A 17,237-nucleotide genomic window follows, 5' to 3' on the forward strand; every position below is an offset into this window, starting at 1 on the left:
GCCGATCGCCTCGTGCGCCACTCTCGGCTCAGGGTGAACTTCTGCCTCACCACCGCGCTTGAGCGGCCATCCGGGTGAACCGATCCGGCCAGTGCGCAAACGGGTGAAATCGGCGTCTGCCATGCTCTGCCCCATGCTCGCGCTGCGCACCGACGAACCGCCCCGCCGTGCTCCCGCCATCTGGCGGACCATGCTGAACATCGACCGCGGGCTGGTGAACCTGGTCGGGCGGCTGACCGTCACCGGCCGGGTGCCCGCCCAGCTGCGGGGCCGGCCGCTGCTGATGGCCGCGAACCACATCGGCGTGTTCGACGCGTTCGTGCTGATGGCCGCGTGCAAGCGGATCGGCATCAACCCGCGGTTCATGCTGGCCGGCGGCATCCTCGACGCGCCGGTGATCGGGCCGGCGCTGCGGGTCAGCGGGCACCTGCGGGTCGACCGCAAGCACGCCGGCACCGCCGTCGGGCAGTTCGCCGAGGCCGTCGAGGCGATGAAGACCACGCGCGAGCCGATCATCGTCTACCCGGAGGGCCGGATCAGCCACGACCCGGGTCTGTGGCCGGAGCGCGGCAAGACCGGCGCCGCGCGGCTGGCGCTGGCGGCGGGCGTGCCGGTGATCCCGATCAGCCAGTGGGGCGCGCACGAGGCCGTCTACTGGGGCACCGAGACCGTCAACGGCCCGGCCGACCTGGTCCCGCTGGCGCGCTCCGGGCTCAGCGCTCCCCTGCGCCGGCCGCGGTTCCGGGTGCACTTCGGCGACCCCGTCGACCTGGCGGACGTCGAGCCGGAGCGGCCGGGCGCCGGGGTGCGCGCGCACGCGAAGATCATGCAGGCGATCGCCGACGGCCTCGTCCCGCTGCGCGCGGGCGAGCTGGACCGGCCGCGCTTCCACGACCCGACGCGGCCCACCGACACGGTCAGCCCCTGGAAGCCGCCGTCCGCATCCTGAGACGTCCGGCCGGGCCCGCCTAGAGTCGGCGGACGTGAGCACACGGATACTCGTCGTCTACTACAGCTCGACCGGGAACACCGCCGCCCTCGCCGGGTCGCTCGCCGCCGGGGCGAGCGAGACCGGTGCGGACGTGCGGGTGCGGACCGTGCCGGAAACCGTGCCCGCCGAAGCGATCGCGCAGAACCCGCGCTGGCGGGCCTGGGTCGACGCCGGCCCGCACCACGAGCTCGCCACGCTCGGCGACCTCGAGTGGGCCGACGGCCTCGCGGTCGGCAGCCCGACCCGGTTCGGCGGCCCGGCCGCCCAGCTCAAGTCCTATTTGGACAGCACGGGTGGCCTGTGGGCCAAGGGAAAGCTCGCGGACAAGGTGGCGACGTCGTTCACGACGGCGTCCACCGCGCACGGCGGCCTCGAGTCGACGCTGCTGGCCATCAACAACGTCTTCTACCACTGGGGCGCGATCGTCGTCCCGCTCGGCTACACCGACCCGCACCTGATGCAGTCCGGCAACCCCTACGGCGGCTCGTTCGTCTCCCGCAAGTCGGCCGCACCGGACGACGTCGCCCTCGACGCACTGCGCCTGCAGGGGCGGCGGCTGGCCACCATCACCACGCACGTCGCCACCGGGCTGAAGCGCGCGGAGTAACCGGGAAAAGAGTTTCGGCGGTAACGTCCGGGCACCTAGAGTCGCGACGGTGACCACCGAGCTCCCCGTCCTCGCGCCACCCCGGGTCGCCCACCGCGGCCGCGGGACCACCTACGTCCTGCTCGCCGCCCTGTTCTTCAGCACGTCGGGCACGCTGGGCAAGGCCGTGATGACGGCCGGGATCACGCCGCAGCAGGTGGCCGCGGCCCGGATCGGGCTGGCCGGGTTCGTGCTGCTCGCCGGGGTGGCGCTGGTGGCGCCGCGGAAGCTGCGGGTCCGGCGGGCGGACCTGCCCGTGCTCGTCGGTTACGGCCTGCTCGGCGTGGCCGGGGTGCAGCTGCTCTACTTCGTCGCCGCGGGCCGGATCCCGGTCGGCATCGCGATCCTGCTGGAGTTCGTCTCGCCGGTGCTCATCGCGCTGTGGGTGCGGTTCGTGCGCCGGCACCGGCTGCCGCGGCCGGTGTGGGGCGGCATCGCGCTGGCCATGGCCGGGCTCGCGCTGGTCGCGCAGGTCTGGGAAGGCGTCACGCTGGACGGGCTCGGCCTGCTGGCCGGCTTCGGCGCGGCGCTGTGTTCGGCGGGGTACTTCCTGCTCGGCGAACGCGCGGTGGCCGGCATCGACCCGCTGGGCCTGGTCACCTGGGGCATGGTGATCGGCGCGGTCGCGATCAGCTTCGCCGCCCCGCCGTGGACGTGGCCGGCCGGGCTGCTCGGCGCGCCGGTCGGCTTCGGCGCCGGGCACCCGCCGGTGTGGCTGCTGCTGGCCCTGCTCGTGCTGGTCGCGACGGTGCTGGCGTACGTCTGCGGCATTTCGTCGCTGCGGCACCTGCCGGCGTCGGTGGCGAGCGTGCTCGGGCTGGTCGAACCGGTCATCACGACGGTCGCGGCGTGGGTGCTGCTCGGCGAGGAGCTCGCCTGGCCGCAGCTGCTGGGTTCGGCGATCCTGCTGGCCGGCGCGTACATCGTGCAGCGGAAGTCGGAAATCCTCACCGGTTGAGCTTGCGCAAATCCTGCACCGGATCGGCCCGGGGTGCGAAAATCCATGCTCACCCCGGGAGGGCACCTTGGCGACGAAGTCCGGGCTGCGGCCCGATCTGCGGCAGCGGCACGTCCGGATGATCGCCCTCGGCGGCATCATCGGCGCGAGCCTGTTCATCGGCAGCGGCGCGGTGATCCACACCGTCGGCCCGGCCGCCGTCCTGTCCTACGCCATCGGCGGGCTGCTCGTGGTGCTGGTGATGCGGATGCTCGGCGAAATGGCCACGGCGGCGCCGGCGCTGGGCTCGTTCATGGAGTACGCGCGCGATTCGCTCGGCGGCTGGGCGGGTTTCACGATCGGCTGGCTGTACTGGTACTTCTGGGTCGGCGTGGTCGCGTTCGAGGCGGTCGCCGGCGCAAAGATCCTGCAGGGCTGGCTCCCCGGCGTGCCGCAATGGGTGTTCTCGCTGGCCCTGATGCTGCTGCTGACGGCGACGAACCTGGCGTCGGCGCGGTCGTTCGGCGAGACGGAGTTCTGGCTGGCGTCGATCAAGGTCGCCACCATCGTCGTGTTCCTGCTGCTGGGCACGCTGTTCGTGCTCGGCTTCTGGCCGGGCGCGCCCTTCTCGGCCGGCAACATCGGTCTCGACGGCTTCGTCGCCAAGGGCCCGTTTTCCGTGGTGCACGGCGTGGTGATCGTGATCTTCTCGTACTTCGGCGCGGAAATCGTGACGATCGCGGCGGCGGAGTCCGACCAGCCGGAGACGGCGGTCCGCAAGGCGACGTCGACGATCGTCTGGCGCGTGATCGTGTTCTACGTCGGCTCGGTGGCCTTGCTGGTGATGATCACGCCGTGGCGCGAAATCCCGAGCGAAACAAGCCCGTTCGCGGCCGCGTTCGGCCGCTTCGGCGTCCCGGCGGCGTCGACCCTGGTCAGCGCGGTGGTCCTGACGGCGGCGTTGTCGGTCCTGAATTCGGGGCTGTACACGGCATCCCGCATGCTGTTCGCGTTGCGCCGCCACGGCTGGGCCCCGAGCTGGATCGCGGACACGAACACCCGCGGCGTGCCGTGGAAGGCCATCCTGGCCTCGACGTCGGTCGGCTACGTGGCGGTGGTGATGAGTTACGTGTCCCCGGACAAGATCTTCTCCTTCATCATCAACTCGGCGGGCGCAGTGGCATTGTTCGTGTACGCAATCATCTGCGGCTCGCAGCTCCGCATGCGGCGTTCTCTCGAGGCGTCGGCGCCGGAGAAGCTGAAGCTGCGGATGTGGGGCTATCCGTGGTTGAGCTGGGTGACGCTGGTGCTGACGCTGGTGGTGGTGACATCGATGCTGTTCGTGGATGAAGACACCCGGGCGCAGGTGTACTTGAGTTTGCTCAGCTTGGCGGTGATCTTGGGCGTTTACGCCCTCATCCGCCGGCGATCCGGCCGTCCTTCGGCTCCTATGGGCGAGCCGGGAAAGTGATCAACGGTCCGAGCGGTGGACGGAGGTGGGTCTCCTGGCCTGTCACCGTCCGCAGGAGGCTTTCCGCTCCCGCGGGCGTCAGATCCGTGACGACGTAGTGGTCAGCCGTCGACGGCTGAAGGAACAGCGGTATTTCGCGCCAGGAATGGCCCGGCAGTACGACGGGCAGCAGTCTCCGGGTCCACGTCGCGCGGTCTTGCTGCAGGAGTTCGCGCAGCAGACACATCTCGGACTGGCCACCGAGGTTGCGGTGGGCGGGCGCCTGACCGTCTCCGACCGTGGGGGACGACGGCGACGCCACGACGAGCACGAAGTCGGCCGCCGCGATCGACCGTGCTGCCCAGGCGTACCAGTCCTGCCGCCGGCCGGTGAACCATCGGTCGAGCTGGGCGTCGACTCCGCAGGAACGAAGAAAAGCGGCGAAGCGGAGGACATCGGTCTTGTGCCGCTCCGACTCGTGGAGGTAGGCGACGAAGGCGGTGGGGCGGCGATCAACGTCGAGGCTTGCAGAGCGGGACGAGTGGGGACGGAGCCCGGAAGAAGCCGGGGGAACCTCTTGGCTGACGATGTCCATGTTCGTAGGGTCTCTTCACCGGGAATGTCCGGCGAGCGGTGTCCGGTGACGGGGGCTGCCGGACGTTCACCGGACCGAGGCTCCGACCACCGGATGTCCGGGCAACTCGTCCGGCACGGACGACCTAGCGGGAGGGAGGGCACCGATGAAGCCTCCTGCGATCGGCGAGCACCACCTGCGGTTCCAGCGGGCGGTGGCACGGGCGGTGGTTCAGCTCGGCGGGGACCGGGCGGCCGAAGAAGCCAGTGCGGTCGGCAAGAGCACGTGGTACGACACCCGGATCGGGAAGTCGGTTCCCGGCGAGCGCACCTGGCCGGCGATGCGAGCCCTCCTGGTCTCCGTCCCCAGCACCGTGACCCGGGTGGACGACTGGGACGAGCTGTACGACCTGGTGGTGCCCGCTCGAAGCCGAACTGGCCGCAAGCCACGTCGGGGGCCACTCGCTGCGCCGCCCAGCCCGCTGCCGCCGGGGCCGGCGATGTTGATCGGACGCGGCCGGGAGTCGGCGGAACTGGACAGGCTCCTCCTCGGACCAGTCGGCGCGACGGTACCCATCGCGCTCATCGTGGGGCCTCCGGCGGTAGGCAAGACAGCGCTCGCGCTCGACTGGGCGCGACGGCAAGTCCGGCACTTCCCCGACGGTGTCCTCTACGCGGACCTGCAGGGCTGGAGCCCGGGTCGGCCGGCCGCGGCCGAAGAGATACTTCCGGGGTGGCTGCACGCACTCGGCGTTGACCCGGCGTCATTGCCGGGTCCGCTCGAGGGCCGGGCAGCCCTGCTCCGAACGGCTCTCGATGGCAAGCGGAAGCTGATCGTCTTGGACAACGCGCGGGACGAAGAGCAGGTGCGCCCGTTGCTGCCTGGCTCCGCTTCGTGCTCGGTTCTCGTTTCCAGCAGGCAGCAGCTATCCGGCCTCGCCATCCACCAAGGTGCGGAGGTGCTGCACATCGAACCGCTGTCCGCGGCGGACGGGATCGCCCTGGTGCGCACCAGGCTCGGGGAGGAGGCAGACCGGGAACCCAGCCAGGTCGCGCGGCTGGTCGACTTGTGCGGCCGATTACCCCTGGCGCTGATGATCGCCGTCCAAACGATCAAATCCCGGCCGGACACCGACCTCGGCCGGCTCGTCGACGAGCTGGCCGACGAGCGAAAGCGCCTGAGCGTGCTCCACGGCGAAGACCCACGCTCCGATCCCCGCACGGTGTTCTCCTGGTCCTACCGGCAGTTGACGCCTGACGTCGCCGCCACGTTCCGGCGGCTGGGCCTGTTCCCCGGACGCGATCTGACGCCCCAGGCACTCGCCGCGCTCGCCGGCGTTCCCACGGAGACGGCCACAGGGCACGTACGCGCCCTTGTCCGCCTGAATCTCGTCGGTAACGACGAGCGGGGCCGCATCGAACCCCACGACCTCATCCGCCTTTATGCGGCCGAGGTCGCGCTGCGGGAGGAAGAGAACAGCGCGATCGTGGATGCGCGACGCCGGCTGTATCACTACTACCTGCAGGCCGCGCACCGCGCGGACGCGCAGGTGGAACCGTTGCGCTATCGGGTTCCGGTCCCGGAATGGACGGGTGCCCCGCAGTTCGACGGTCAGCCCGCCGCCCTGGCTTGGTTCGACACGGAACTGGCGAACATCGTCACCCTGTGCTCCACCGACGTCATCGAATTCGACGAAGCGCGGTGGAAGCTCGCCTTCCTGACTCGTGGGTACTTCTTCCTCGCCAAACGGATCCATGAGTGGGTCCTCAGCCACCGGCACGCCTTGCAGGCCGCAGTCCGGTCCGGCGACCGGCAGGCCGAGGCCTTGACCCGCAGCAACCTCGGCGTCGCTCTCCACGAGCAGGGAGACGACGCAGCGGCGTTGCCGGAGTACGAGCGGGCCGGAGAGCTGTTCGCCGAGGTCGGTGACCGGCACGGAACGGCCAACACCTTGGCACATCGTGCCTCGGCGCTCCGGCGTGCAGGCGACTTCGCCGGTTCGCTCAGCCTCAGCCGCCAGGCGCTGGCCTGGTACCGCGAAGCAGGTAATCTGCGCAACGTCGCCATCACCTTGCGCGGGATCGGCTTCGCAGAGGTCGAAGCCGGCCAAACGGACGACGCCGAGCCCGCATTGCTCGAGTCCGTCCAGTTGTGCGCGGAATTGGGCCTGCACATGGACGAAGCGCGTGCGTGCACCACGCTCGGCCGACTTTACTTGGCGACCCAGCAATACTCAGCCGCGGAGGAGTTCTTCTGCCGGGCAATCGATGCCGGCGTCATCTCGGGCAGCACCTTCGAGCAGGCGGTGGCCACCCGTGGCCTGGGCACGCTGGCCGCGGCCGTCGGGGACGTGGAGAACGCCGAGGTCCACTGGGAAGCGGCGCTGCGCACGTTCGAAGCACTGGGTTCAGTGAAAGCGGCCGAGGTCCGCGACGACCTCGCGAGCCTGGCCCGTGGGCGGCCGGATCACTCCGCGGACTGAGCCATCGCCTCGTCGACCCACTCGCGGATCAGTTCGGCGATCCGCACGTCGTGGCGGCCCACCCGCGGATCGTTCTCGGCAGCGGCGTCGTCCAGCCCCTCGTAGGCGTCTTGAGCGAGCACCGCCGCCGCTTCCAACTGGCTGTCGATGTGGTCGGCGAACGCCAGTGCGTAGGCGAGGTAACTCGTCGCGGTCATGGTGCGCGGATCATCAGGACCGAACGCCGCCACGCGACTGTCCTGCAGCGCGATGGCCTTCTGGATCAGGTCGACTTCACGGTCCACCTGGTCACCGTCGAGCCGGACGCCCGCCTGCGTCACGCCGTCCGGCAGCTCCGCGGGCGACAGCGCCGTGGTGCCCGCGCCGGCGCCGCGCACGAGGTTGGCCAACGTCGCCATGGTGTCGGGGTGGCCGGGCCCTTGGCTTTCGAGGCGGCGCAACCAGAGGAGCACGAAGGCGTCATTCGGATCGCTCATTGAGTTCCTCTCGCAGGATCAGCTCGTTTTCCCAGGCGTCCAAGGTAGCGGGATGCTCCGTGCCGAGCAGCTGCGCACGGCGGCGGTGGAGGTCGCTCATGAGCCGCAAAGCCTCGTCCCGGTTTCCGAGGCTCCGGAGACTCAACGCCAGGCCGTTGAGCGCCATCAGATGCAGCTCTTCGTCCGGTGGAGCGATCTTCGACCAGCGGGCCCACGCTGCGTCCCAATACCGGTGCGCGACCCGCCGATGCCCATCCGGTTCCGTCGCCGGGCCGGCGAGGTGCCCGCGCGCGATGGCCAGATTGCACAGGGTCCGGAGCGTGGCGGTGTGATTCGCTCCCAGCCCGTCACGGCTCCGCCGGTAGACCGACCGCAGGAGTTCGTGCGCTTCCCCGTCGCGACCGGTCTTCATCAGGGCCAGACCCAGGTTGTTCTGGGCGATCAGAGTCTCCAGAGCCCCCACACCCAGCTCGGATTCCAGCAGCTCCGCGACCCGTTCCTTCAACGACAGGGCCTCGGAGAACCGGCTCTTGGCTTCCAGAGCGACAGCGAGTCCGCTGTCGACGACGCAGCGGGTGAACCAGTCGACGCCGGCGACCGCGCACGCTTCAGACGCCGATTCGTAGAGCCGGAGCGCCTCATCGGTCTGTCCTGACTCGATCTCTGTCCTGCCCGCCTCATTGGCGAGGTGGAGCTCGTCCGATCCGACGGTCCAGCTGTCGCCGCCGACGAGCAGCCCTGCTACGGCCCGCACATGCGGCAGGTAGGCAGCAACTTCACGGTGCCGGTATGCGTCGCGCGTGCTCTCGACCGCCGAAACGAGCGCGGCCAGCGCAGCGTTCCGGAACCTCTCGCGGCTCTTCCCGGGGGTCACCAAGGCACGGATGGCGCGCGCTATCGACCGATGCATGGTGGCGCCGGCATCACCGGCTTGCAGGAGGCCACGGGCGGAGGCTTGCCGCATTCCCTCGGCTAAGCCGGTTTCTCGGGCTGGCGCACCGTAAAAGACCGCCTTGACAAGGAGGTCTTGCGGAATAGGCGCCGAGCCAAGGACGCTCGCGGCGCACAGGACGTCCTGCGCCGCCGCATTCAGGCTCCCGAACGAACGCAAGAGGATCCGGCTGAACGGACGTCCGACACCCACCGGGATGTCGGCGAGCAGCCGGGAATCCTCCAACGGTTCCCGGCTGCTGGGCGTGGACAGATCCGCCAACAGCCGGGGATAGCCGGTGAATTCCGGTGCCGTCGTCAGCCCGGCGGCCAGCTTCAGGCTGAGTGGGTGGCCGTCGAGAAGCGTCACGATCCCCCGGGCAGCCTTCTGCTGATCGGGTGCCGCCGGACGGTACTCGGTCAGCACCTCGACCGCGTTCTCGCGGGCGAGCGGGTCAAGGGCAAAGCCTCGCTTCGAGAGCGTCCGGAATTCCGCACGTGTCGTGACCAGAACCCGGCCCGTTCTCGTCGGCGGCAGGAATTGCTGCAGCCGTTCGCGGCCCACATCGGTGGGTACGTCGTCCAGGATCCAAAGGTACGGCTGGTCGAGGCCGACCAGATAGTCGGTGACCTTCTCCATCGTTTCCCGGAAACGGGCCTCCGGCGCCTGACTCCCGAGTGCGCCCCGCCCCTCGCTGCCGCCGAGTTCGAAGAGGAACACCCCGGCGGGGTGGTCCCGGGCGAACAGCCTGGCGTACTCCAGGCACAAGGTGCTCTTGCCCTGTCCCCCGATGCCACTGACGGTGAAGATCGGACGGCTGCGATCGCTGTTCTTTTCCCGCGATCGGAGTCCCGCGTGGATCCGCCACAACTCGGCGTACCGCCCGTGGAACGACGGCCCGGACGGCTCGTACGGGTACCAATCAGCGGATGGCACGGAAGGTGCGTCGCCGAAGAAGCCTTGATGCCGGTCGACGTTGGACACGATGCTGTCGACGAGCTCGTCCGGCGGAAGGTTGCTGTGGGGTAGCCGGTACACGGTCAGCTGCGGCGGCATCACGTAGTCGGGCGGAATGCCTTGGACGACGGCCATGACCCGTGAGGTCGCACCTTCGTCCAGCCGGTAAGCGGCGCTCAACGCGAAGTGGAGTTCCTCGCGGCAATGCGGACTGATCGGGAAGTTCTTCGTGACCAGCGCGACCAGCGAGCGGGATCGCGACAAAGCGTCCTCGATCGACGGAGTGAGCGGCGCCCAGGTCGGCCCGTCGATGACATCGAGGAACACCCGCTTGCCCCGGCGTTTCAGAGCCTTGTACAGGGCTGCCGCGGCGGTGTAGTCCTCGGATTTGTAGCAGAGGAAGACGTCGTACCACTGCTCACCCGACGGCACGCCGGTCACGCAGGGATGCCGTACTCGACGTGGACGTGGACGCGGGTGAACTTCTCCGTGATGTCCCAGGCGGTGAGCTCGAAGCCCCGTCGTTCGCCTCCCGTCAGGTCCTGCACGCCACCGCTCGCCGAACCGATGGATTTGCCTTCGCCGTCGTAGAGGGTGGCCTTCAAGCCCAACGTGAGCTCGGCATCGTGGTCGAGGTTGACGACGTCGCCCCGGACAGTCAGCGGCGACCGCTTACGCGGATTGACCGTGATGTTGACGAACTCGATGTTCCACTTGCCCGGAGAGCTGCTGATTTCGATACCCGCCTCGTCCCGAGGCGAAGGCGCAGCCTTTCCGAGCTGGGGACGTGGTACATGATCAGTCGTGGGCGGGGTGAGATCACCGTCGTTCAACCAGTCCGGCCCGCTCAAGTCGACTTCGCATCCCACGCTCTCCAGCCGACGGGCCAGCAAGAGCCGCTTGTCCGCAGAGTTGTCGAGCCGAATCCGGAACCGGCCTTCGAGATCGGTGAACGGGCGTACCTTCCCGAACTCGACCACCACGGTGTGCTCCGGGTACCGGCCGAACGCCATACCCGCTTCGAAGAGCACGTTCGGCCGAGCCTGTCCGGTCGGCTGCCGGTCCGAATCGGCGTCGTCGTCCGCGTGCTCGGGCTTCAGGTACGCCACGTCGTCGGGGGTGAGGAGCACGATGATCGCCCGGTCCGGGCCGATCGCCTTATCGAGGGCGGCACCGATCACAGGTGAGCCGTCGGCGACTTCGGCCAGAGCCTGTGACCACTCGATCGGCTCCAAACCGATCGCCCGCAGGAAGATGTAGAACTCCCGGCGAGCGCGCTTGTCCCGGCCGTGGATCACGAAGACGCGTCGTTCCAGACTCATGAGCTGCCATGATTTCACACGGAAAGTACGAGTCCGGACACGGCCCGTCAGTAGCCCAGGTGCCTCCTCCGGCAACGGACGTTCGGGCCGCACGGAACGCATGAGCAGCTAGCCGCCGGCGATGCGGCTCAAAGCCCCGAAGAACACGTCCGTGATCTTCGCCGGGTCCGGGGCCACGAACGCCTGGCCGCCGGTCGCCGACGTCAGTTGGTTCAGTTCCGTCTTGTCCGCGTCCGGGCCGATGCCCACTCCGATCAGCGGGATCGGGCGGCGGGGGTTCTGGAGCTTGGCCAGCTCCGTCAGCATGTCCGCCCGCGAGATCCCGTGCGGGTCCTCGTTGCGGCCGTCCGTCATCACGATCACCAGGTTCAGCCGGCCCGGCTCCCATTCGCGGCGGGCCGTCCGGTACGTGTCCAGGACGCTGTCGTACAGCCCCGTTCCGCCGTTCGCCGTGGCCTTCACCTGGGCCAGTTTCTCCAGGGCTCCGCTCGCCAGGTGCTGGGCCACCGGGGCCATCGGGAGCAGCTCGCGGTAGTCCTTGTCGCCGTCCAGGTGGGTCGAGAACGCCAGCATGCGCAGCTGGGTCGCCGGTTTGAACAGGCGCAGGGCCTTCGCCGCCGCCTGCATCGTCACCTGCATGCGGTTCAGGCCCGTGCCCGGGACCTGGGCGTTCATCGATCCCGACACGTCGATCAGCACTTGGACCCGCGCGCTCAGGTTGATGCCCGCCCACTGGTTGAGGAGTTCGTCGACGACCGGGGCCGGGGGCAGGTTCGCGGTCCGGAAGCTCTCCGGTGCCACCCTCGGGTCGTCCGGGTGGTCGCGCAGGGCCTGGCCGCCCGCCGCGCGCAGGCCCGTCTTCGCGATCGCGTCCGCTCCCGGGTCGCCCAGCACCGCGTCCCGCAGCGCCTGGACGATCGGGCGCTGCCGCGGGGTGATGCCGCCCAGCTCCGTGAACGGGTAGTCCAAAGTGGGCACGGCCGCCGAGTAGACGGCGACGAGCGGTGATTTCGGGTCCTCGACATTGTGGCGCAGCAGGGAATTCTCCGACGCCGGGAACGCCGTCACCGCGGCCGTGCCGCCGCCGTCGCTCGAGCCCGGCAGCCGGGCGATCAGGTCCGGCTCGCCGCCGAGCGTGTTGGCCGAAAAGCGCCGCAGCAACGCGGCGTACGCGGCCGACGGCTCCGGCGCCGTCTTGACCGTGTCCCGCAGGCCGAGCAGGGCCACCGCGCCGACCGGGTCGCGGGCCGGGTCCGGCATCCCCGGGACGGCGCCCGGCGCGGCCAGGACCTCCGCCCAGGTCGGGGCCCGGTCCGGCCAGCCGAGGCCCTTGGCGGCGTCCGCGGGGACGGCCAGCACCACCGGCGAGCTGGCCACCGACGCGCCGCTTTCGGGGACGTCGGCCGCGCCGAGCTGGTGGGCGCGGCGCAGCGCGAGCGTCGAGTCCGGCACCCATACCTGCGGCCGCGGGCTGCCGTCGGAGATGGCGAGCCCCTCGGCGGCCTGGGTGGCCTCCCTGGTCTGGACCTCGACGCTGCCGCACGGCACGTCGAGCCCGCGTGCGACCAGCGACAACGCGGGCGCGATGTCCGCGGACGCGGTGACCAGGACGGTGGTGGGCTGCTCGCACGCCGGCCGGGCCCGCACGGCCGACACCGTCACCCACGCCGCGGCGCCGAGGACGAGCACGACACCGGTCGCGACGGCGGGCAGGAGCAGCCGGCGTCGTCTGCCGTCCGAGTGACGTCCCATCGGCGCGGCCTCTCTGCGCGAGGCGGGGTGGGATCAAGGTTATCCCGCGGCAAAGCCGCCGCATGTGCGCCGGACGGCCTAACAACGCCTCAACCCCGGGAGGGATCCGCCTCCTTCCGGAGGGGGATGTCCCCGCGTCCCGCGGCCGGAACACTGGACCGCATGAAGCCGACCCGAGGCGATCGACGCAGGGCGCGCCACGCCCTGCTCCGCCAGACCGTCACCGTGGCCTTCGCCCTGCTCCTGGCCCGGGTGACGCCCTGAAAACGCGGAACGCCTTCGCCACCGAAAAGGGGGAGGCGAAGGCGTTCCGCGCGGAACTCAGACCGGGATGACCGTCGGGACGATCATCGGACGGCGGCGGTAGGTGTCGGCCACCCAGCGGCCGACCACCCGGCGGACCGCCTGGGCGATCCGGTGCGTGTCGGTGATGCCCTCGGCCTCCGTGCGCGCCAGCTCCATCTCCACCAGCGGCACGACGGCGTCGAGCGCCTTCGGGTCGTCGGAGAAGCCGCGGCCGGACACCGTCGGGCTGCTGACCGCGCGGCCGGTGCTGGAGTCCACCGCGACGCTGATCGAGATGAACCCGCCCTCGCCGAGGACCAGGCGGTCCGACAGCGTCGACTCGCCGACGTCGCCGACCGACAGGCCGTCGACGTACACGTGGCCGACCTCGACGCGGCCGGTGCGGGACGCCTTGCCGTCGACCAGGTCGACGACCACGCCGTCCTCGGCGATGACCACGTTCTCCGCCGCGACGCCGGTGCGGATGGCCAGCTCGCCGTTCGCGCGCAGGTGCTTCCACTCGCCGTGGACCGGCATCACGTTGCTCGGGCGCACCGCGTTGTACAGGTAGAGCAGCTCCCCCGCCGACGCGTGGCCGGACACGTGCACCTTCGCGTTGCCCTGGTGGACGACGTTGGCGCCGAGCCGGGTCAGGCCGTTGACCACGCCGAACACCGCGGTCTCGTTGCCCGGGATCATCGAGCTGGCCAGCACGACGGTGTCGCCCGCGCGGATCGAGATCTGCCGGTGCTCGCCGCGCGCCATCCGCGACAGCGCCGAGAGCGGCTCACCCTGGGACCCCGTCGAGACGAACAGGACCTTGCTCTCCGGCAGGGTGCTCGCCTGGTCGAGGTCGACCAGCAGGCCGTCCGGGACGTTCAGCAGGCCCAGCTCGGCCGCGATCCCCATGTTCCGGACCATCGACCGGCCGACGAACGCGATCCGCCGGCCGTGCCGCTGCGCCGCGTCGAGGACCTGCTGGACGCGGTGGACGTGGCTGGCGAAGCAGGCCACGATCACGCGCTGGTCCACGCGCCGGATGACGTCGTCGAGCACCGGGCCGATGTCGCGCTCGGGCATGACGAACCCGGGCACCTCGGCGTTGGTCGAGTCGACGCAGAACAGGTCCACGCCCTCGTCGCCGAGCCGGGAGAACCCGGCCAGGTCGGTGAGGCGCCCGTCCAGCGGGAGCTGGTCGAGCTTGATGTCGCCGGTGTGCAGCACCACGCCCGCCGGGGTGCGGATGGCCACGGCCAGCGCGTCCGGGATGGAGTGGTTGACCGCGAAGAACTCGAGGTTGAACACGCCGACGTCGCGGCGCTCGCCCTCGCGGACCTCGATCAGCTTCGGCCGCTGCCGGTGCTCCTTGGCCTTGGCCGCGAGCAGGGCGTTGGTGAACTTCGAGCCGTAGATCGGCAGGTCCGGCCGCAGGCGCAGGAGGAACGGGACGGCACCGATGTGGTCCTCGTGCCCGTGGGTGAGCACCAGGCCGTCGATGTCGTCGAGGCGGTCCTCGATCGCACGGAAGTCGGGCAGGATCAGGTCGACGCCGGGCTGGTCGTCCTCGGGGAAGAGCACCCCGCAGTCGACGATGAGCAGCCGGCCGCCGTACTCGAAGACGGTCATGTTGCGCCCGACCTCGCCGATACCGCCCAGCGCGACGACGCGCAGGGCCCCGGCGGGCAGTTCGGGCGGGGCGTTGGTGGGGCCTGGACCAGGGGGAAGTGAGCTCACCGAGGCAGGGTCCCAACGCTGGTGTGCGAGGTCGGCGCGATGTAGGCCGCTCGCGAATCTGCTTGTGCCACCCGCTCACCATGCCAGTCCTGGGCCGCCGTGTCGCCCAGCGGCACGCCGCCCTGGGCAAGATCACCGGCGATCAGGGCCGTCTGCTCGGTGGTCGGCGCCACGATCGGCAGCCGCGGGTCGCCGATGTCGAAGCCGCGCAGCCGCAGCGCCGCCTTGCTGAACGCGACCCCGCCGACCCGGGACATCGCGCGCAGCACGGGCAGCATGGCGCGGTGGTTGGTGCGCGCGGTGGAGGTGTCGCCGTTCTCGTAGGCGTCGATCATCGCGCGGATCCGGCCCGCGACGACGTGACCGATCACACTCACCACGCCGACCCCGCCGACCGAGATCCACGGCAGGTTCAGGCCGTCGTCGCCGGAGTAGTAGGCGAGGTGGGTGTTGGCGATGACCTCGGAGCCGGCGATCAGGTCGCCCTTGGCGTCCTTCACCGCGACGATCCGGGGGTGCTCGGCCAGCCGCAGCAGCGTGTCGACCTCGATCGGGACGACCGAACGCGGCGGGATGTCGTAGAGCAGCACCGGCAGCCCGGTGCTGTCGGCGACCGCGGTGAAGTGCGCGTACAGCCCGGCCTGGCTGGGCCGCGAGTAGTACGGGGTGACGACCAGCAGGCCGTGTGCGCCGGCCGCCTCGGCCTGTTTCGCCTGCTCGATGCTGTGCGCGGTGTTGTTGGTGCCCGCGCCGGCCACGACGGTCGCCTTGTCGCCGACCGCCTCGACCACGGCGCGGATGAGCTCCTGCTTCTCCGCGTCGCTCGTGGTCGGGCTCTCGCCGGTGGTGCCGTTGACCACGAGGCCGTCGTTCCCCAGCTCCACGAGGTGCTCGGCCAGCTCCTGCGCCCGCTTCAGGTCCAGCGCGCCGTCGGCGTCGAACGGGGTGGCCATCGCGGTGAGCACGCGGCCGAACGGCCGTCCGGGCGCTGCGGTGACAACCGGAGCTTCGCTCCGGGCCGGGGGCTCCGCCACCCGGTCCCCCGGACGGCCTGTGGCAGGTGGGTTGGACATGGGGAAGACGGTACCTCGCCGGTCCGACGAAAACCGCGTCGACCTGGTCACCAGGAGAATTTCCCGGGGCCGGCCGTTCGTCGCGGAACTTCTACTTGACCTTGGTCACGATCGGGGCCGAGATCGGGCCGCCGTCGGCCTTGGCGAGGACGCAGTAGAACTCGCGCGTCGGGTATTCGCCGGACTTGTCGGGCACGCTCTGCCACTCCCCCTGAGTCGGGACGAGCGCGCGGTACTTGAGGGCGTCGCGCTGGGTGGCGGGGACGATCGAGGAGCGGAAGGAGGACGCGCAGCGCGCTTCGGCGACCGCCGTGACGGCGTCGAGGCCCGGGTAGGCCGCGATCTCCGCGTCGCTGTCGGACCAGCTCGTGGTGCCGATGGCGTCCCCGCTGTCGTAGATTTCGAGGGTGTGGCTCTTCTTGCAGTCGCCGCTGTTCTCGTCGCTGATGACGCCGCCGTCCTGGACCGGGGCGTTGTAGCAGAGGTAGCTGGAGCTGGCGTCCACGCGCATCCGGCCGCCGAGGCCGAAGGTCATGGTCGGCAGCTTCTGGGCGTCCGGCGCCGGGGTTTCGAAGGCCTTGCCCGCGAAGAAGCCGCCGATCAGGGCGGCCACGACCAGCACCGCGGCGACCGCGAGCCACAGCGCGCGGTGCGTCTTGCCCGGCGGCTGCGGCGCGGGGGCGCCGAGCATCGCGGTGCCGCGCGGCGGCGTGGGCCGCACGCCCTGCGCCGTGGTCAGCAGGTTCTGGGCCTGGGCCGCGGTCAGCCGCGCGTCCGGGTTGGTGACGAGCAGGCCGAGAATCGCGGCGGCGATCGGACCCTGGCCGCGGGTCAGGTACGGGATCTCGGTCATGATCGCGTGCAGCGTCGCGGCGGTGGTCGCGCGCTCGAACGGGATCGAGCCTTCGACGGCGAAGAACAGCGTCGCCCCGAGGGACCACAGGTCGGACGCGGGCAGCGCTTCGCGGCCCTCGACGCGCTCGGGCGCCATGAAGGCGGGCGAGCCGACGATCATGCCGCTGGTGGTGAGCCGCGGGTCGTCGACGGCGTGCGCGATGCCGAAGTCGGTGAGCTTCACGCGCCCGTCCGGCGCGACGAGGATGTTCGCGGGCTTGACGTCCCGGTGCACGATCCCGGCGGCGTGGGCGGCCTGCAGCGCGGCGAGCACCCGCTCCCCCAGCTGCGCGGCCTGTGCGGCGGGCATCGGGCCACGCCGGCGCACGAGGTCGGCGAGGCTGGGCGCTTCGACGAGCTCCATCACGATGAAGGTGGTCCCGCCGTCGGTGACGACGTCGTAGACGGTGACGACGGCGGGGTCGTTGAGCCGCCCGCCGGTGCGCACCTCGCGCAGCGCGCGCTCGGAGAAGACGGCGGCGGACTCGGCGTCGGGCAGCCGCAGTTCCTTGACGGCGACCTGCCGGCCGATGACCTGGTCCTGCGCCCGCCACACGACACCCATGCCGCCCCGCCCCAGTTCCCCGAGCAGGAGGTAGCGGCCCGCGACGACCCGCTGACCAGGCGTCATGGGCGCCTGCGGCGGATAGGGCCGGGTCTGTTCGTCGGTCACGGTGCTCCTTTTGGCGGCGGTCGCGCAGATGCTAGTCGGACCGCCGGAGGACGCTGCGGG

13 protein-coding genes are annotated in these 17,237 nt (G+C 70.6%); 5 read left to right on the top strand and 8 right to left on the bottom strand.

Annotation, left to right across the window (positions count from 1 at the left end; genetic code table 11):
• The first annotated feature begins 133 nt into the window (after positions 1-133).
• The 4 genes from C2L59_RS27900 (at position 134) to C2L59_RS27915 (ending at position 4,045) form a co-directional block, all read left to right on the top strand.
• The gene (locus C2L59_RS27900; RefSeq protein ID WP_233223730.1) at positions 134-949 is read left to right on the top strand and encodes a 1-acyl-sn-glycerol-3-phosphate acyltransferase; all 816 of its coding nucleotides are present in this window, start codon (positions 134-136) and stop codon (positions 947-949) included.
• 34 nt (positions 950-983) lie between these two features.
• Positions 984-1,598, top strand: a complete 615-nt coding sequence (wrbA, locus tag C2L59_RS27905) for an NAD(P)H:quinone oxidoreductase (protein WP_103352488.1) — start codon at positions 984-986, stop codon at positions 1,596-1,598.
• Positions 1,599-1,647: 49 nt separating this feature from the next.
• The gene (locus C2L59_RS27910; RefSeq protein WP_103352489.1) at positions 1,648-2,595 is read left to right on the top strand and encodes a DMT family transporter; all 948 of its coding nucleotides are present in this window, start codon (positions 1,648-1,650) and stop codon (positions 2,593-2,595) included.
• Positions 2,596-2,662: 67 nt separating this feature from the next.
• Positions 2,663-4,045 (top strand): amino acid permease, encoded by a 1,383-nt coding sequence (locus tag C2L59_RS27915; protein WP_103352490.1) that lies wholly within the window; start codon positions 2,663-2,665, stop codon positions 4,043-4,045.
• On the opposite strand, the gene C2L59_RS27920 is transcribed toward C2L59_RS27915, so the two are convergent.
• Positions 4,023-4,619: an SEFIR domain-containing protein gene (locus tag C2L59_RS27920; protein ID WP_103352491.1), complete on the bottom strand. Its 597-nt coding sequence runs from the start codon at positions 4,617-4,619 to the stop codon at positions 4,023-4,025. The two genes, C2L59_RS27915 and C2L59_RS27920, sit on opposite strands and share 23 nt — an antisense overlap.
• A gap of 145 nt (positions 4,620-4,764) precedes the next feature.
• Here C2L59_RS27920 and C2L59_RS27925 point away from each other — a divergent pair, with 145 nt between their 5' ends.
• A complete protein-coding gene (locus C2L59_RS27925; protein ID WP_103352492.1) occupies positions 4,765-7,080 on the top strand; it encodes a tetratricopeptide repeat protein in 2,316 nt (771 codons plus the stop codon).
• Here C2L59_RS27925 and C2L59_RS27930 read toward each other — a convergent pair.
• From C2L59_RS27930 to C2L59_RS27960, 7 genes are all read right to left on the bottom strand, one after another.
• Positions 7,065-7,556, bottom strand: coding sequence for a hypothetical protein (locus tag C2L59_RS27930; RefSeq protein WP_103352493.1), 492 nt, complete (start codon positions 7,554-7,556; stop codon positions 7,065-7,067). The two genes, C2L59_RS27925 and C2L59_RS27930, sit on opposite strands and share 16 nt — an antisense overlap.
• The gene (locus tag C2L59_RS27935) at positions 7,540-9,885 is read right to left on the bottom strand and encodes a TIR domain-containing protein (RefSeq protein WP_103352494.1); all 2,346 of its coding nucleotides are present in this window, start codon (positions 9,883-9,885) and stop codon (positions 7,540-7,542) included. Before C2L59_RS27935 ends, C2L59_RS27930 begins: the two co-directional genes overlap by 17 nt.
• Positions 9,882-10,766 carry a TIR domain-containing protein gene (locus C2L59_RS27940; RefSeq protein WP_158263116.1) on the bottom strand — a complete coding sequence of 295 codons (885 nt, stop codon included), beginning with the start codon at positions 10,764-10,766 and terminating at the stop codon, positions 9,882-9,884. Before C2L59_RS27940 ends, C2L59_RS27935 begins: the two co-directional genes overlap by 4 nt.
• Positions 10,767-10,874: 108 nt before the next feature.
• Complete coding sequence (locus tag C2L59_RS27945) at positions 10,875-12,518, bottom strand: substrate-binding domain-containing protein (RefSeq protein ID WP_199199279.1); 1,644 nt, start codon at positions 12,516-12,518, stop codon at positions 10,875-10,877.
• Positions 12,519-12,839: 321 nt separating this feature from the next.
• The gene (locus tag C2L59_RS27950; RefSeq protein ID WP_199199280.1) at positions 12,840-14,537 is read right to left on the bottom strand and encodes a ribonuclease J; all 1,698 of its coding nucleotides are present in this window, start codon (positions 14,535-14,537) and stop codon (positions 12,840-12,842) included.
• Complete coding sequence (gene dapA, locus C2L59_RS27955) at positions 14,534-15,610, bottom strand: 4-hydroxy-tetrahydrodipicolinate synthase (protein WP_199199281.1); 1,077 nt, start codon at positions 15,608-15,610, stop codon at positions 14,534-14,536. The genes C2L59_RS27950 and dapA overlap by 4 nt, the downstream gene beginning before the upstream one ends.
• A 91-nt stretch (positions 15,611-15,701) precedes the next feature.
• A complete protein-coding gene (locus tag C2L59_RS27960; RefSeq protein ID WP_103352497.1) occupies positions 15,702-17,177 on the bottom strand; it encodes a serine/threonine-protein kinase in 1,476 nt (491 codons plus the stop codon).
• Positions 17,178-17,237: the final 60 nt, after the last annotated feature.

It is taken from the genome of Amycolatopsis sp. CA-128772 (genome assembly GCF_002904295.1).
Lineage (GTDB): Bacteria > Actinomycetota > Actinomycetes > Mycobacteriales > Pseudonocardiaceae > Amycolatopsis.

Bases quoted from the DNA above. Each gene is read 5' to 3' on its own strand.
- C2L59_RS27900 (WP_233223730.1), top strand. From the start codon at position 134: ATGCTCGCGCTGCGCACCGACGAACCGCCCCGCCGTGCTCCCGCCATC.
- C2L59_RS27920 (WP_103352491.1), bottom strand. From the start codon at position 4,619: ATGGACATCGTCAGCCAAGAGGTTCCCCCGGCTTCTTCCGGGCTCCGT.
- C2L59_RS27925 (WP_103352492.1), top strand. From the start codon at position 4,765: ATGAAGCCTCCTGCGATCGGCGAGCACCACCTGCGGTTCCAGCGGGCG.
- C2L59_RS27930 (WP_103352493.1), bottom strand. From the start codon at position 7,556: ATGAGCGATCCGAATGACGCCTTCGTGCTCCTCTGGTTGCGCCGCCTC.
- C2L59_RS27940 (WP_158263116.1), bottom strand. From the start codon at position 10,766: ATGAGTCTGGAACGACGCGTCTTCGTGATCCACGGCCGGGACAAGCGC.
- C2L59_RS27945 (WP_199199279.1), bottom strand. From the start codon at position 12,518: ATGGGACGTCACTCGGACGGCAGACGACGCCGGCTGCTCCTGCCCGCC.
- dapA (WP_199199281.1), bottom strand. From the start codon at position 15,610: ATGTCCAACCCACCTGCCACAGGCCGTCCGGGGGACCGGGTGGCGGAG.